Genomic DNA, 16263 nt, shown 5'->3' on the forward strand with positions numbered 1-16263 from the left:
AAACGGTTCTTCCCGCCGGAGAGGCAAAGAAAAACGATCAGCCAGAGGGAGACACACCATGAGCCAGCAGCGCGGCATCCGTACCAAGGTCATTACCACGACCATCCATAGTCCCGGCGTCGAGGGCATCAGCCGGACCGCTCGAGAGGTCATCATCGTCGGCGCCGGTGGCCGCGACCCCGTGACCGAGCAGACCCCGGCCGTGCACCTGGTCACCCGCGAGGGCGGCGCGTCGCTGCCGGGACGACGCTGCAGCACTTCGAGCCCACCGAGCCGCTGCCCGCGGGCCGGGTCGGCTACATGGCCTCCGGCGCCTTCGTCGTCGTACCGGTCGCGGTCGCCCGAGCGCTCGACCTGTTCCCCGCCGCGTACGCGCTGCACAACCGCAGCGAGACGCCCGCCGACTACCGCGCCAACGACTGAACCCCCGAACCGAGAAGGAGAACCGACATGCCCACCATCACCCACACTCCCGAAGCCGGAACCCTCATCGATGGGACCAGCCGAGGCGACGGCACCGCCGAGATCCTGAAGGCGTCCGGCTGGCGCTGGGGCCGCTCCATCGCCGCCTGGTACGTCCCGCAGTCCCGCGACCGCCTCCCGAAGTGGTCGTCCATCGACCGCGCGGCGGCCGCGCTGCGCGCGGCAGGGCACGAGGTCACCGTCGACGCCGACGAGAGCTTCCGGCCCGCCGCCGAGGTCGAGGGGCGAAGATCGAGCGGCCAGGCCGCCCGCGTCGACGCGCTCGACGCCAAGGCCGACCGCCGCGCCGCGCAGGCGGACGACGCGGACCAGGCCGCGCGCCGTGCTCTGCGCCGCCTGCCCGAGGGCGGCGAGCCGATCAAGATCAGCCACCACTCCGAGAACCGTCACCGCGCCGCGATCGCCAAGGCCGACGCCGCCTTCGGCCGGAGCGTCGAGGCCGACCGGGAAGCCACCCGCGCCCGCGCCCGGTCCGACGTCGCCGCCGGGATCACCGAGGCCCGCTACCTTCCGCGCGCGGTCGCCCGTCGAATCGACCGGCTTGACTCCGACGTCAGGCTCCTTACCCGCCGGATCGAGGGCAGCTCGCACAACTTCGGCGGCGGCCACATCGAGACGACTGCCCCCGCCACAGGCGCCCGCCTTGACCGGCTACGCACCGAGCGGGCGCAGCTCGAGAACGAGCGCGACTACTGGAGCGCCGTCCGCGAGGCGCAGGCTGCCGCCGGTGCGACCACGATCCACAGCCGCGACACCATCGCCAAGAGCGACGCGATCGAGCACAAGTTCCGATGGAGCAGCGTGACCCGCGTGAACCCCAAGACAGTGACCGTTGCCCTCGACTGGAACGGCGGGACCAGGCCCTACTCCGTCGCCTACGCCGACATACAGGGGCACCGCCCCGCGGCCGACGTCGCAGCCAACACGGAGGCGCCCGCGGCGAGCTGAACGGGGCGTGCGGGCCAACCCTGCCGGCCCGTGAGGGGCGACCCCCTCACACTCTCTAATGGTCTCGGCTGGCCTGGTGCCGGCTGTCAGGCTGGTTCTGGCTCGCTCGGGCGTGACTCATCACACTCTTGACCGCAGTGTCTTGCTGGGGACCTGTCCGTCCGAGCGGCCAAGACCGGCGTGACGCTGCGATGGCTTGATAGAAGGTTGTCCGCGACTTGGGTCGCGTGACTCGTTAGAGAGATGCCTCCGCGGCGCATCCCACCCGGACGACCCCCTAAGGAGAAGAGGCCGCATGATCGTCGCCCACCACTACGACCACGTTGTCGGAGTCGACACCCACGCCCGCATGCACACCTACGCGATCGTCGCCACCAAGACCGGCGAGATACTCGGAACAAGAGCGTTCCCGGTGACGACGGCGGCGATCGACAGAGCGATCTCCTGGGTGCGGGGCGTTGCGGGCGGGACGGTCCTGTTCGCGATGGAGGGCACCGGCTCCTACGGTGCATCGTTGAGTCGGGCGTTGCAGCGCGACGGGATCGTGTTCTGCGAGGTCCGGCCGCCGAGGAAATCGAGCCGCGTCCGCGGCAAGACTGATGAGATCGACGCGATCGCGGCCGCGACCTCGGCGATGGGCATCGAGCTCGACGCGCTGACTCGACCGAAAGCCGACGGGCTGCGTAACGCGCTACGGGTGACGCTCGATGCCCGCCGCGATATGGAGATCCGCCGCACGAGCGCACGGAACCAGCTCAACGCGCTGGTTCGCACCGCAGACTTCGGGCTCGACACGAGGCGTGCGCTCACTGATCGTGGTGTGCAGCGACTCGCGACTCGCGACCCTCAGCGTTCCGACGTTGCGGAGCGCATCATCCGAGCAGAAGCGATCCGGCTTGCGTCGACCGTGATCGAACTCGGTCGACAGATGCGTGAGAACCGCGAGGCGCTGGCCGAGCTCGTCGAGCTGCTCGCACCCGGATTGCAACAGATCTACGGTGTCGGCCCAGTCACCGCTGCTGCCGCAATAGCGGCGTACTCGCACCCTGGTCGTGTGCGGAGCGAGGCCGCCTTCGCCGCCCTTGCGGGAGTGAACCCCATACCGGCGTCGTCCGGGAACACGACTCGGCATCGGCTGAATCGAGGGGGTGACCGGCAACTCAATCGTGCGCTCGACGTGATCGCCCGAGTGCGCATGGTGTCGGAAGCCCGCACACGTGCCTACGTTGAACGACGCACATCTGAAGGACGGACCAGTCGCGAGATCAGGCGATGCGTCAAGCGCTATATCGCCCGCGAGATCTTCAAGGCACTGGAGTTGCGGATGGGCACGGCGCTGGTCATGGTGTGACCGCGCGGCAGGTCAAGCGGGTGCCGCCAAGAGGGACGACACCCGCTCGCCTGGCACGAATCAGATCAGCTCGAGGTGCGGCCCGCGGTGAACGGCGAGGTACGCGCGGTTGCGGAGTGCATTGGCCTCCTCATCCGTGAGTGTCCGGTCGAGCGGGCGGAACACGATGCGGATGAGCGCATTGACCTGCGCCAGACCGTCGTCGCTCCCGACGACCGCGTTACGGAGACAGTCCCGGAGATTAGGGTAACGCTAAGCGGCTGCGGCCGGCGAAGTAGACGGATCGGGGGAGGCTCGTGGCCAAGGCTGACTCCGTCGCGCCGAGCCGTGCCGGCGACAAGTTCCACTACTACTGGGCTGCACGGAAGGCGCTCGAGCTGTTGCGCCCCAACACGTCGCTCACCGAGATCGTGGTCGAAGGCCGTTCTCCCTCCGATAGGGAGACCGATGCCGACGAGGTGATCGACGTCGCCGAGTACCACGGCGAAGCAGGCGCCCGCTCCTACATTCAGCTGAAGCATTCCATCCGGCGCCTGCACACGGAGTGGCGGCTATCCGACTTCGCCGATGTCATCGCCAGGTTCGCGAAGATCTGTGCCGATCTGCTCGAGCACGGTGCTGTTCCGATTGCAGAGCTGACGTTCCGGATCGTCACCAACCGGCCGATCTCTTCCGCGGTCTTTGAGACGGTTGCCGCCGTGGTCGCCGGCGGTCCCGAGACGCAATCGACGCGGGCGCTGCGCCGATATATCGTGCCGCTCGGGGACCACGCTCTTGATTTCCTCGGACGACTCGAATTCGATGACCGGGAGCCGGGAGTACAGGAGCAGGTGGACCTGCTGTCGGCGCAGGGTCGAAGTTACCTGGTGAGCCAAAGCTCCGACCTCATGCTGCGGCTCAAGGAGGTTGTCGCAAACCGCGCCGCGTCAGAAGCCCATGAACCGATCCGTCGATCTGATGTCCTCGTGGCGCTCAAAATTGATGAGGACGACCTGCTGCCCAGACCGAGCGATTTTCCCGCAGACGACCTGATCGATCGTCCGGTATACCGGGACCTTCGGGAGCGGATCGCAGCCGAGCGCGGGCCGTTCGTCGTGCATGCGCCCGGAGGAGTCGGCAAGTCGTCGTTCACCGCCTGGCTCAATGCGTCCGGTGGCGAGGGGGACGAGGTTGTCGCGTTCGATTGTTTCGCTGGCGGAAGCTACCGGCTGGAGAGTCAGCTCCGCCACGACCACCGACGGGGTCTGACGCAGATCGCGAACGAACTCGCGACCCGGAACCTCTGCGGTCCTCTCATTCCTGTGGATACGGCGGATCCCACCCAGTACATGCGTGCGTTCCTCACGCGGCTTGAGGAGGCTGCGGCGCTCGTCGCGTCACGCTCACGACGGCTGATCATCGTGATCGACGCGGCCGACAATGCGGTGATGGCCGCGCAATCCCAAATCGGGTCGCCGGCATTCCCCCCTGGTCTGCTGCGCGAGACGATGCCTGACAACGTTCGCCTCGTCCTCACCGCACGGTCCGAGCGCCTCGACCTGCTGAACCTTCCCCCGAACGTGCGAAAGTTGCCGCTTGAACCGCTCAGCGAAACCGAGAGCGGGCAGATGCTCGAGCGCAAGTTCGGCGTCGTCACCTCGGCGCAGGCGACCGAGTTCCGCGACGCCACCTGGGGCAACCCACGGGTCCAGACCTTCGCGATCGGCGCCGGCGACTCGATCGCGGCGGTACTCGGTCGCCTGTCCGGTCTCCGACTGTCGAGTGCATCCGAGGCGCTGAACGAACTCATTCGGGACGCACTGGCGAAGGTGCGCGACTCATATGGCTCGCAGGCCGCCGACATTGACCTCGTGTGCGCGGTGCTCGCGAGCCTGCGACCGGTCATCAGGCTGGCGACGGTGGCCGAACTGGCGCAGGTGCCCGTATCCCTCCTCGAGAGCTTCCTCATCGAGCTGCCGTTCTCCGTCCAGCGCGTCGGCGACACGCTTCACTTCCGAGACGAACCGACCGAGACCTACTTCCGCACGCACCTGATGCCGGCCGGTGCCACGCTCGACATGATCATCGAGCGTGTGGAGCAGAATGCTCCCGACAGCTTCTATCTGGCGTCGGCACTGCCGCAGCTCCTGTGGGAGAGCGGTCGTCACCAGCGCCTCATCGAACTGGCGCTGGCCGACAGCGCACTCCCGACCGCCAGTTCCACCGAGGCCCGCGATGTTGCGAAGAACCGCACGAACTACTCGCTGCGAGCCTCCATCGAGCTCCGGCAATGGGGAAGCGCAGCCCGGCTCGCTCTGCGCGCCGGACGGCTGAGCGAGGCCAGCACCGTGCGGGACCGAGTCATCGCGCAGAATTGCGATCTGGCCGGCTTCGCCCTCGACCTCGAACTCGCGGATCGGTACGTCGCATCGCGCTCACTAGGCCTGGGCGAGCCCGGCTTCAACCTCGCCCGCGAAGGACTCCTCCTCGCCGCCCGTCCGGAATCGCACGGCGCCGCCCTCGGCAGGCTCCGGAGCGCGTATGACTGGATGCGTTCTTACTCCGCATTGGTGCAGCAGGAAGGTGACGCACCGGGCATCGGTGTCCCCGACATCGCCGACATCCTCCTCGGCCGTCTCAGCTTGGAAGGCCCGGACGCGCTGGAGAAAGAGCTGGGGAAATTCCGCGAGTGGGTCCACTTCCCGGCCATGCTCATCGTCGCACAGCGCCACCTGGACCGCGCCGGGATCGCGACACTCGAACGCTTCCTCGCCACGACCCGGCATCGCTACGCAGCCCTCGCCTGCTGCCAGGCAATCTGGTCTCAGGACCTCGCGCTCGGCGCAGCCAGCTCGCGGCGGATCAGCCAGATCCTCGCCCGGTCACGCGCGGCATTCGAGATCACGGACCGAGACGACAGCACCGCCGCGCTCACCGCGGTCCTCGCCGCTGTGGCCCTTACCGTCAATCAGAACGCGCTCACGCACACCACAGCTCACTCCGTCCTCACACGTCATCTCCCCGCCTCCCCGCCCACCTACCTGGGCGATTCCTACCACTGGGACCGCTCCGCCTACGCATTCGCATCCGCGCTCGTCGCCGCCCTCGAGGGGTCCGCTCTCGACGCGGAGTCACTCGCGTCCGACAACGTCCTCAAGCACCTCGGGTCGGAATCGTCATCGGATCAGGAGACTCGCCAGTTCCGGCGCAACGTCGTACCCACGCTCCCATGGCTCAACGCGTGGGCACGATCGACCATCGGCGCCGACGTGCCGGACTCCGAACTCACGCAACTGCGCGCCAGCCTTCCGAAAGGCGTCAGCGACTACGACCCGCCGCGTCTTTACGCCCGGTGGGTCACCCGCGCGATGACCAGTCTGTCCGCGCACGGCCTTCTCCCGGCCGGCCGACTTGCACGCTGGATGACGACGCACAGCACCATCCTTGGCGACGCCATCCTCATCCGCTCAGCACGCGCGCTCCAGCATCAGACACGGAAACGACGCGCGGTCGCCGACCAAATCATTCGTTTCATCGACACCCGCGCGCGATCCCAGGTCGAAGGTGCTTCCGCCCGCACGGCACTGTATATCGACCTTGCGCGTGCCTGCTGGTCCCGCGACCCGGAACGCGCGCGCGCCTATTTCTTCGAGGCACTCGACGCAGCCGACCTCCTCGGCGACGAAGTCCACCTTCAGTGGATGGCGACCACCAAGATCGCCGCCTTGACCGTCGGGGCGCAGCCCGACGATACCCGGGCACTCGGTGTCGCTCGGGCCGGCGAAGCGATTCACCGAGCGGACCTCCTCGAAATCTACTCAGGCGACACGATCCGCACGATCGCCGGGATCAGCCCTGTTGCAGCCATCGACATCGCCTCGCGATGGCGAGATCGAGGGACCTCGACCCTCGATTCCTCCCTCGACGGCATGCTCCGCCACGACGACGACAAACTCCGGCACGTCCCGGATCTTGCCCTCGCGATCGCGTCGCTGCATCACGCTCCCGTTGGCGCGCTCGCTGAGCGCAGCGCCGCCAGCCATCCCGAACAGATCCTCGGCCATGCCCTCGCCATCGTCGACCGACGCGGCGGCCGACCAGAGCACGACGCCGCGCTGTGTCGGTACTCGACGGAACACGGACGCCCGCTCACCTACCAGGAGCCGGATCCCGGCCACTCATACACGAACCCGCAATGGTTTGAACCACGACGAGATGAGGACCACAAACGCAAACGCAGACAGGCACGCGCGGAACTGTCCGCCCTGACTTTCGATACTCCCGCCGGCTGGGCCGACGCCTTCGCGCTCGCAACCCGGCAGAACGACCTGAACCGGGACGACGTCTTCCTCATCGCCCTCACGCGTGAGGGATCCGGAGATCTCTCGACCCGCATCCGCGCGCTACCGGCTGCCCTCCCAGACCTCTATTTAGCCGAATCCGCGCTCAAGTTCCTTGCCGCACTGAAGGACATCTCGAGCCCCGAACGTCGCGCGATCCAAGAGACCGTCGAAGGAATTATCAACCGCTTCTCGTTCGACGAGGTGACGTCGTCCTACCGATCGTTCCCTCTTGAACTCGTCTCTCACATCCTCGGCCGGACGGTGACCGCAGTGACCGAGGCGACTTTCGCGAATTGGGCACGATCCTCCGAACCCACGACAGTTGAGGGCTTCTACGCGCTGAGCGTCCACCTCGCGGAACTATCGGATCCGGCCGGGAAGCTAGCTCTCCTCGACGATGCGATCGAGCAGTTCGCGCCGGTGGTCGACGCAGTCGCCGCGAACCTGCCCGCCGTGAGTCTTCCCACCGACCCGGGAGACCTTAACCTCGCCGTCGCGCGTCTGGTCTGGGCAGCGCTAGCCGACCCGTCGACGTCCATCCGCTGGGACGCCGCATTCGCCGTACTCGGACTGCTCCGCATGAGTCAGTCAGACTGCCTGAGTCGCCTCGCAGACCTGGCTCTTCAAGGCGGCCCGGGTCAAGCTGCCGATCCCGCCTTCGAGTTCTACGGCCTGCACGCAGAATGGTTTCTCCTGATCGCGCTGCGCCGAGCCGTGATCAATCCGGAGCTCCACGAGGGGGTGCGGGTCTTCGCACCGTTCGTGACGCGCGTCCTGGCCGCGCCGCCGCACGCGGTCCTCACGCCTCTCGCAGAGCAGCTCGCCGAAGCGTTGGGACTCGGCGAAACCGGACCCTGGCCCCGCCTCGCGCCGGTGCAGGTGGGATGGTCTCATCGGGGTCGGGACTATCAGAAGCGGCCCAAGGTCGGTTACAAGTTCGGCTGGGACTTCCGAGAGCAACAGATCCACAATGTCGCCGATGCCTTCGGAGTGGTTCGCGAACAGCTGGAACGAGAAGTCAGCGACGTCATCACCCGCACGTGGGGGCGCGCCGAGCGAGGTTCGGCCGCGGAGGACGCCCGCCATTCAGCCGGGCTGTTCGAGCGGATGGAGACCTCCGATCGATACGAAAGCCCGCCCGTTCACGACCTCGACCACTATCTCTCGCTGCACGCGCTGATGACCGTTGCGGGAAGACTCGCCGTCACGGAGCGCCCGCATCAATCGGAAGGGTCAGATGAGGACGAGTTCACCTACTGGCTGCGAAAGTTCCGCACCGTCCGCACTGACGGCTACTGGGTGGCGGAGACCCGTGTCAGCGCCCCCGACCGGACACTTGACGAGAGCGGAGACGACAATCTCTGGAGATGGGGGGTAGGTTCGGCCGACTTTGCTCCCTACCTTCACCTCTCGGATGAGTCGTTCGCCTGCTGGGCCGATCACGACGTCGAAGGGATCACGCGGTCGGAGAGCGTGCGCGTTCAGACCGTTCTCGTTCCACGTGATCTGGCATCGGCCTACTGTCGCGCCCTCCAGCTCGACCGCGACCTCTGGGACTTCCGGATCCCCATCGCTCACGACGACGACGAAGACGACGGGGAGCGGCGCCGTCCGGATCCCGGTCCATTCATCGTCCAGCCGTGGGTACGAATCGAGGATGGCCGCACGGGGCTGGACAAGTTCGATGCAGCGGTCGGCAATCTCCGCTTCCCCCCACCCCTCCTCGATGCGCCGGTCGCCAGGGTTGTCGAGGACGACACACCTCCGCGAATTGTCTGGCGGGCTACGGGCGGCGCTGCGGTCGCATGGGCTGAGGCGTGGGACGATCACGGCTATCGCCATCGCGGCAGGTCGGGCTCGTGCCTGACGATGACGTACCAGCATCTCGACCAGGTGCTAGGCCAGACAGCACACGCCCTGGTGGCGGTCGTGTCCATCGACCGGCGGCTGCGAGGACATCTCCGCGAAGAGTTCAACGAAGGAGGAGTCCACCGTTATGACCACAGCTACCGAGTCTTCGAATACCGGCCCCGAACAGGGTGGCTTGATTTCCGAGGACGTCCTCAGACTGGGAAGGGCCCTGGCCGCTGAGCTGGACGACACCGACACCCTGGGTCGCTGGATGGCTCACCACCTCAGTGACCTTCTCGGCCGGCGCGAGTCATCCGACGACCCGCGCGGAGGCGACCAGGAGATCGCGGATCTGGTGCTGCGGTTTTGGGCGACCCGAGCGGCCGCACCGCTCAAGCGGCAGCCTTACCTCGACTACACAATAATTCTCACGCGGCTGAGTCGGATCGACAGGATCGCCACTGACTACTCGTTCGCGCTCGATGATGACGACGTCGAGGAGCTACCGGCAGCCAACTCCGACTTCGAACGGATCGGAAAGGCTCTCGAGATCGTGACTGGTGTTTCGAACACCATCGCTTCCGGTCTGCTCACCGAACTCCAGCTTCACGCCGGCGCAGAAGAGGAGGCGTGGCTGTCATATTCTGCGCTTCTCTCGGGCAACGAAGCGGATAACGCCATTCGCGCTCTCCTCACGCGCATGGTGGCCGCAAGCGAAGCTCCCGAAGCGCGCCGGGCGCGATTGCTCGGACTCGTGGACAAGCTCGCGGGCGATCTGGGTGCCTTGCGCGAAACGATCGAAGAGGTGGGGCTCGCAGCTGCCGATCCTAACGCCTCGCGGTCTCGCCGTCCGGCTCGACGCCGGGCGAATCGCGACTAGGGACCTGCTTTCCCCGCGATCGCCGCCGAGGCGCGAGCTCGAGGCCGCACGGCCGAGGATGCTGCCCGCCTCGTCGGATGGAGCCGCGCAGCGCTGTACCGCCACCAGTCCGATGCCGCCCGACGCGCAACGGTAGACCGGGCGAACGACCCGAGCTAGTTCCCTCGTCTTGGCGCAGGAGCACCTGATTTGACGGGAACCCATAGAAGGGTCCCCGGTGCTCCCGTCGCGGGGACGCGAAGACGTACCCGCGACGGCGACGGAGCGCCGCCGCAGGTGCGAGGTGGTCAGCGCCAGTGGGCGAGTTCGCTCGCCATCAACAGTCGTGCGCGGGAGAGCATGCCCCGCACGGCGGTCGGGGTGGTGTCGAGGTCGAGAGCGATCTCGTCGTAGCTGAGCTCGTGCAGTTGCCGCAGTTCCCAGCAGCGACGCTGCAGGGCCGGCATCCGCTCGAGTACCCGTTGCGCGTCCGCCGCGAGAGCGGTGCACCGGCCCGCGGCCTCGGGGTCGTCTTGCTCGGGCGCCGGCAGTTCCTCGTCCAACTCGGTCCGGCGCGCGGACGCGGGCGCGCGGAGGCGGTCGATGCTGCGTCGGCGGGTCGTTGTCGCCAGCCAGCCGGCGATGGTCTCCCCGTCGATCACGCTGTCCAGGTGCGTCCACGCGGCGAGGAACGTCTCCTGCACCACATCGTCGACGTCCGCGGAGCTGCCAAGCGTTCGTGATGCGATCGCGCGCAGCAGACGCGAGTAGCGGTTCACGATCGCCGCGAACGCCCGGTCGTCGCCGGAAGCGGCGCGGATGACGAGCACCCGGTCCGAGTCCATCGGCAGCGCAGGAAGGGTCGTGGCATCGAACACGGCGGGAGCGGTAGCTCGTGTCGAGGTACGTGCGGTGGTGAGCATGCGGGCTCCGGTCGTCGAAAAGTATGTGTCCGCATACTTCGTAACAAGAGAGTCGACCGGTTGCCCAGGCCTTGACCCCAGTGAAGGGGTCCATATAAACGACAGAATCCGGACTAATCCCCAAATGTCGCTTTCTAGGCAGGATCCCGTTCCGGGGCGCGAGTTGCACTCGCGCAGCGGCGACGGAGCGCCGCGAATCGGAGGCCGCGATGCGGCCCGTTCCACCCGATTTCTTCACCTCTCCGCGGTCTCAACCTATTTCTCTCCACCGCCTGCGTGCCACCCATTCCGGACGCGCCCTTCGGGCTTATTTCGCCCGGAATGGACGTCACTCCGTCGGCTCCACTCAAACGGTTCTTCCCGCCGGAGAGGCAAAGAAAAACGATCAGCCAGGAGCTAGGAGCAACACATGGACAACCTCGAAGCGATCCTCTGTAACCAGATGGTCACCTACCTCGTCAGCAAGAACATCTTCTGCCCGCGCACCGGGGCGGTTCTGGACTCCCGCACCTGCGTCGTCCTCAACGACGTCGACGGGGACCCCGCGGTCGGCATCTCGCCCGAGGGCTGGCAGCAGATCGCGAAGGACCCCGCCACCCTCGACCGCCTCGCTGAGCGCGGCCTCACCGTCGACATGAACACCGCGCTGGCCGCGACCCGCTGAGAGGAACAGGCGATGTACCGCACCGACACCGACACCGGCCTCGCGACCCCCGAGCAGGTCGCCCTCGTCATCGCCGACAAGCGCATCCACTGGGACCAGAATGCCGACGACAGCGACGACGTGATGCTCGCCGCCGTCCGCAACGCCTACGCCCTGCCCGGCGCGCAGCCCGTCGAGGACGATGGCTCCGCCCTCGCCGCCGCCCTGATCGCGTTCCTCACCTCGGACCCCGCCCGCGTCGCACCGGTCGTCGACGCCGACACCGGCCGCGCGACGCCCGAGCAGATCGCCCTCATCGTCGCTTTCGAGCGCAACTACTACGAGGAGAACAAGAGCGCGAGCGTCGAACAGCTCCTCGCGGGCGTCCGCAACACGCTCACCCTCCCCGGAGTGTGGGTCCCCGGCGGATTCCCCGTCCAGGAGGACGGCACCGATCACGCCGATGCCCTGATCGCGTTCCTCACCCCCGCTCCAGCCGCTGACCGGATGCTCGCCGCGATCGAGAGCCTGCACCAGCAGGTATGGGCCGCGGCCCCGGTGCTCACCGTCGAGACCATCACCGATGACGGCGAGACCTACCAGGCGCTGCAATACCCCGTCTGCGCCCGACTCGTCAGCGACGGGGGAGAGCTTCGAGCCGTGGACGTCTCGACCCGGTGGAGCAGAGCGGAGCCGGACGCGGAGAACCGTCAGATGGACGTGAGCGCCGGGGATCACGACTACGGCAGCACCCTCTACTACCTCCATCGGACCGGCGAGGCGCACGCCGTCGTCCCACCCGAGGGCTGGTCCGAGACCTGGCTCTAACCCAGCGGGGGTGCGGCCGGCCTCCGGGCCGGCCGCGAGGGGCGACCCCCTCGCGCTCCCCGCATCCCGTTCCGGGGCGCGAGCTCGCTCGCGCAGCGGCGACGGAGCGCCGCGGCGAGGAAGCCGCTACCGCGGCCGAATTCCTGTTTTCTTCACCTCTCCGCGATTCCAACCTATTTCGCTCCACCGGCTCCGTGCCAAGCATTCCGAACGCGGTCGCTGCGCTCCCTTATTTCGCCCGGAATGCTCGTCACTGCGCCGGCTCCACTCAAACGGTTTTCCCCGCCGGAGAGGCAAAGAAAAACGATCAGCCAGACAGACCCGCAGGTGTACTAGACCCACGGAGAATGTCACCCCGCTGATCCCACCGAGGGAGAACCGACCGTGACCACCACCACGAAGACCCGCAAGCCCGGAACGACCAAGAAGCGCGCCCCGCGCACGACGCCGGAGGAACGCCGCGAGCTGGCGACGGCGCTGCACGAGAGCATCACCGAGCAGGTCGAGGCGCTGCGCGACTCCGACCAGTGGCGCCGGTTCCTCGCGTTCGCGTCCTCATTCCACCGCTACAGCCTGGGCAATCTGCTGCTGATCCTCGCTCAGCGCCCGGACGCCTCCGCAGTCGCAGGGTTCAAGGCATGGCAGGCGAAGGGCCGCCAGGTGCGCAAGGGCGAGAAGGCGATCAAGATCTTCGGCTTCGCTCAGCGCAAGATCGCCGCCGACGAGGCGCCCGAGGAAGGCGCCACGACCAGCACCGACGAGAAGGGGCAGAAAACCCAGACGTACTACCCGCTCTTGTCCGTGTTCGCGATCGAACAGACCGACCTGGCGGAGGGCACCGAGGATCCCCGGGACATCGCGCAGCTGCTCACCGGGGAGCACGATCACGGCGTCATCGCGCCGCTGACGGCCGCTCTCGAGACCGAAGGGTGGACGGTCGAGCGCCGACCGCTCTCGCAGGGAACGAACGGGTACGCCGCCCCGGAGGAGCGCACGGTCGTCGTGGATTCCAGCCTGTCGCCGGAGCAGGCCGCGAAGACCCTGATCCACGAGGCCGCGCACGTGCTGATGGGTCACGTCGATGACCTGGAGGAGTACGCGCAGCACCGCGGGCGGATGGAGACGGAAGCCGAGTCCGTCGCGTTCGTCGTCGCTGGGCTCGTGGGTTTTGACACCAGCGCTTACAGCGTCGGCTACGTCGCGACGTGGAGCGACTGCAAGGCCGACACGATCCGCGAGACGGCCGCGCGGGTACTGACCACCGCGCACCGCATCGCCGTGATCCTCGACGCCGACGACGACGAGAGCGAGGACGGCGAGGGCTGACAGGCGACGGGCCGGCCTGCGGGCCGGCCCGTGAGGGGCGACCCCCTCACACTCCCCGGTCTTCCCCGTTCCGGGGGCGCGAGCTCCGCCCGCGCAGCGGCGACGGAGCACCGCCAGGAGGAAGCCGCTACGCGGCCCGATTACCCGTTTTCTTCACCTCTCCGCGGTCTCAACCTATTTCGCTCCACCGGCTCCGTGCCACCGATAGCGGACGCGCCCTGCGGGCTTATTTCGCCCGCTATCGGCATCACTGCGCCGCCTCCACTCAAACGGTTCTTCCCGCCGGAGAGGCAAAGAAAAACGATCAGCCAGAGGGAGCACCCATACCATGCAGACCGCCACCGACTTGCAGACCACCACGAAGACCTACCTCACCCTCGGAGGCACCCGCGCGGTCGACATCCGCGTCGTGGGCACCGACCCCAAGACGACGCCCTCGGTGCACGTCACCCGCCGCACGTCCGGCGTCTGGGAGGCGTGGCACTCCGACCAGCTGCACGGCATCACCAGCGGCTCGTTCCGCCACTGCGTCGCCCACGCCCGCCGCGCAGCGATCCGCCGCATTGCCCCGTTTTTGAACCGCTGAGAGGACCACACCATGACCCGCATCGACATCAGCAGCGCCACCACCGAAGAGCTCTACGTCATCATCAACACCCCGGTCGACTTCGGCAGCGCCACCACCGAACAGCTCGCCCTCATCGTGGACACCCGGCGCACCGAGTCCGATGACGACGCGGCCGCCTCGGACGTCGAGATCCTCGCGCACGTCCGCGACACGCTCACCCTCCCCGGCGAGGGCACTCCGGGAGGGTTCCCCGTCACCGACGACGGCACCGCCTACGCCGCCGCCCTGATCGCGTTCCTCACCCCGCGTGGGAAGCGGCACGGGTGGATCATCGAAATCCCGCAGACGCCGGACGAGCGCGCGGCCAGAACCGAGATCAACCGGCGGTCGAACGAGGCGTGGCAGGCGCTCTCCCCAGCGGAGCGAGCCGCGCAGATTGAGGCCATCGAGTGGGCAGAGAACGGCGGGCCCTGCGACTGCCCCAACTGCTACGAGCCCCCCGACTACTAGCCGCACGGCACGGGCCGGCCTTCCAGGCCGGCCCGTGAGGGGCGACCCCCTCACACTCCCCGGTCTTCCCCGTTCCGGGGGGCGCGAGCTCCGCCCGCGCAGCGGTGACGGAGCACCGCCGAGAGGAAGCCGCTACGCGGCCTGTTTTTCTGTTTTCTTCACCTCTCCGCGGTTTTAATCTATCTCGCTCCGTCGGCTGCGTGCCGTCTCTCTCGGACGCGCCCTCCGGGCTTATTTCGTCCGAGAGAGCCGCCACTCCGCCGACTCCACTCAATTGATTTCATCCCGCCGGAGAGGCAAAGAAGAACGATCAGGAAGACGACAAAAGCCCCGTAGTTGGCTTAGAACCACGGGACTTGTCGCCTCAATGACCGCACACCGATTGAGGAGAAACCATCGTGACTATCATCACCGGAACCGGGACCGTTCAGCACATCGACCCGACCGCCCTCGTGATCGAGGCGAACGTGCGCACCAGCGCCCCGCTGACGAAGGACTTCATCGCGTCGATCCGCGAGAACGGGGTCATCACCCCTGTTCTCGCCCGCCGCGACGAGCACGGGAACGTCATCGTCCGCGCCGGACAGCGCCGCACCCTCGCCGCCCGCGAGGCCGGAGTTGTCACCATCCCGGTCTACGTCGTAGAGGGCGACGAGACGACCGCGGACCGGATCGTTCAGCAGATCATCGAGAACGACCAGCGCGCCGAGCTGAGCGTCGCGGATCGCACCGCGGCGTGGGCACAGCTCGCGTTCGAGGGCGTCACCGCCGCAGCGATCGCCAAGCGCACCGGCGTCAAGACCGACGCGGTGAAGAAGGGCCTCGCGGTCGCGGAGTCCGCGACCGTCACGTCCGTTCTGCACGAGCACGAGCTGACCCTGGACCAGGCGGCCGTGCTGTTGGAGTTCGAGGACGACGCCGACGCCCGCGCGTCGCTGATCGAGGTCGCCACCCACGACCCGGCCCAGTTCGAGCACACCGCGGAGAGCCTGCGCGAGGAGGCCAAGGAGCGGGCGCTGCTCGCAAAGGTCGAGCAGGAGCAGACCGCGAACGGCTTCCAGCTGCTCACCCGCTCCGACGCCTACGGCGAGGGCACCGCGTGGGTCGCCCTCCGCAAGCTCCGCACCGGGGACGGTGCGCCGGTCACCGCCGAGCACATCACCTCCATCCCGCTGCGCGGTGCGCTCATCGACACCAGGTGGAACGGTGAAATCGACGTGACCTACTTCGTGCAGGAGCCCACGGAGGCCGGATTCACCTACGCCTACCGCGGCGACGTCCCCGCTGCGGCCCTCACCCCGGAGGAGGCGGAGGAGGAGCGCGTCGAGAAGTCGGCCGAGCGCAAGGTGCTCATCGCCAACAACAAGGCATGGAACGCGGCCGAGACGGTCCGCCGCGAATGGATCGCCACGTTCCTCAGCCGCAAGACCCTCCCGAAGGACGCGGATCGGATCATCGCTCTGGGCCTTACCGCGCACCGCTTCGCGGTGTCCTCGGGGATGAGCAACGGCAACGCCCTCGCGCACACCCTCCTCGGCATCCCCCAGCCCTCCGGCTACCACGCCGACGCGCTGGCTGCGCTGGTCGAGGCGAACCCCGCGAAGGCCCGCCTGGTCGCGCTGGCCGTCGTCCTCGCAGGCCAGGAGGCGAA

The 16263-nt window shown here is 67.6% G+C and carries 12 protein-coding genes and 1 pseudogene; 12 read left to right on the top strand and 1 reads right to left on the bottom strand.

Annotation, left to right across the window (positions count from 1 at the left end; all coding sequences use genetic code 11):
• Nucleotides 1–300 precede the first annotated feature (300 nt).
• The 6 genes and pseudogenes from MT355_RS21470 to MT355_RS20990 form a co-directional block, all read left to right on the top strand.
• Entirely contained in the window at nt 301–423 is a 123-nt protein-coding gene (locus MT355_RS21470) for a hypothetical protein (RefSeq protein WP_279392691.1), read from the top strand.
• Between the two features lie 27 nt (nt 424–450).
• Nucleotides 451–1431, top strand: a complete 981-nt coding sequence (locus tag MT355_RS20970; protein WP_243601032.1) for a DUF3560 domain-containing protein — start codon at nt 451–453, stop codon at nt 1429–1431.
• A gap of 295 nt (nt 1432–1726) precedes the next feature.
• Nucleotides 1727–2782 (top strand): IS110 family transposase, encoded by a 1056-nt coding sequence (locus MT355_RS20975; RefSeq protein WP_243601033.1) that lies wholly within the window; start codon nt 1727–1729, stop codon nt 2780–2782.
• Between the two features lie 296 nt (nt 2783–3078).
• A complete protein-coding gene (locus MT355_RS20980) occupies nt 3079–9195 on the top strand; it encodes a hypothetical protein (protein WP_243601034.1) in 6117 nt (2038 codons plus the stop codon).
• Nucleotides 9101–9835, top strand: a complete 735-nt coding sequence (locus MT355_RS20985) for a hypothetical protein (RefSeq protein WP_243601035.1) — start codon at nt 9101–9103, stop codon at nt 9833–9835. The genes MT355_RS20980 and MT355_RS20985 overlap by 95 nt, the downstream gene beginning before the upstream one ends.
• A 15-nt stretch (nt 9836–9850) precedes the next feature.
• A pseudogene (locus tag MT355_RS20990) lies at nt 9851–9994 on the top strand (recombinase family protein); the annotation flags it as partial.
• A gap of 128 nt (nt 9995–10122) precedes the next feature.
• On the opposite strand, the gene MT355_RS20995 reads toward MT355_RS20990, so the two are convergent.
• Entirely contained in the window at nt 10123–10737 is a 615-nt protein-coding gene (locus MT355_RS20995; RefSeq protein WP_243601036.1) for an RNA polymerase sigma factor, read from the bottom strand.
• Nucleotides 10738–11146: 409 nt separating this feature from the next.
• Between MT355_RS20995 and MT355_RS21000 the strand changes: the two genes are divergently transcribed.
• The 6 genes from MT355_RS21000 to MT355_RS21025 form a co-directional block, all read left to right on the top strand.
• Entirely contained in the window at nt 11147–11401 is a 255-nt protein-coding gene (locus MT355_RS21000) for a hypothetical protein (RefSeq protein WP_243601037.1), read from the top strand.
• 12 nt (nt 11402–11413) lie between these two features.
• Nucleotides 11414–12208, top strand: a complete 795-nt coding sequence (locus tag MT355_RS21005) for a hypothetical protein (RefSeq protein ID WP_243601038.1) — start codon at nt 11414–11416, stop codon at nt 12206–12208.
• 384 nt (nt 12209–12592) lie between these two features.
• Entirely contained in the window at nt 12593–13534 is a 942-nt protein-coding gene (locus MT355_RS21010) for an ArdC-like ssDNA-binding domain-containing protein (protein WP_243601039.1), read from the top strand.
• A gap of 328 nt (nt 13535–13862) precedes the next feature.
• Nucleotides 13863–14120, top strand: a complete 258-nt coding sequence (locus MT355_RS21015) for a hypothetical protein (RefSeq protein WP_243601040.1) — start codon at nt 13863–13865, stop codon at nt 14118–14120.
• Nucleotides 14121–14132: 12 nt separating this feature from the next.
• Nucleotides 14133–14612: a hypothetical protein gene (locus tag MT355_RS21020; RefSeq protein WP_243601041.1), complete on the top strand. Its 480-nt coding sequence runs from the start codon at nt 14133–14135 to the stop codon at nt 14610–14612.
• 398 nt (nt 14613–15010) lie between these two features.
• Nucleotides 15011–16263, top strand: a 1253-nt coding sequence (locus MT355_RS21025; RefSeq protein ID WP_243601042.1) for a ParB/RepB/Spo0J family partition protein, incomplete at its 3' end; no start/stop codon positions are given.

This window comes from Rathayibacter sp. VKM Ac-2929, from assembly GCF_022815495.1.
GTDB classification, from domain to species: Bacteria; Actinomycetota; Actinomycetes; order Actinomycetales; family Microbacteriaceae; genus Rathayibacter; species Rathayibacter festucae.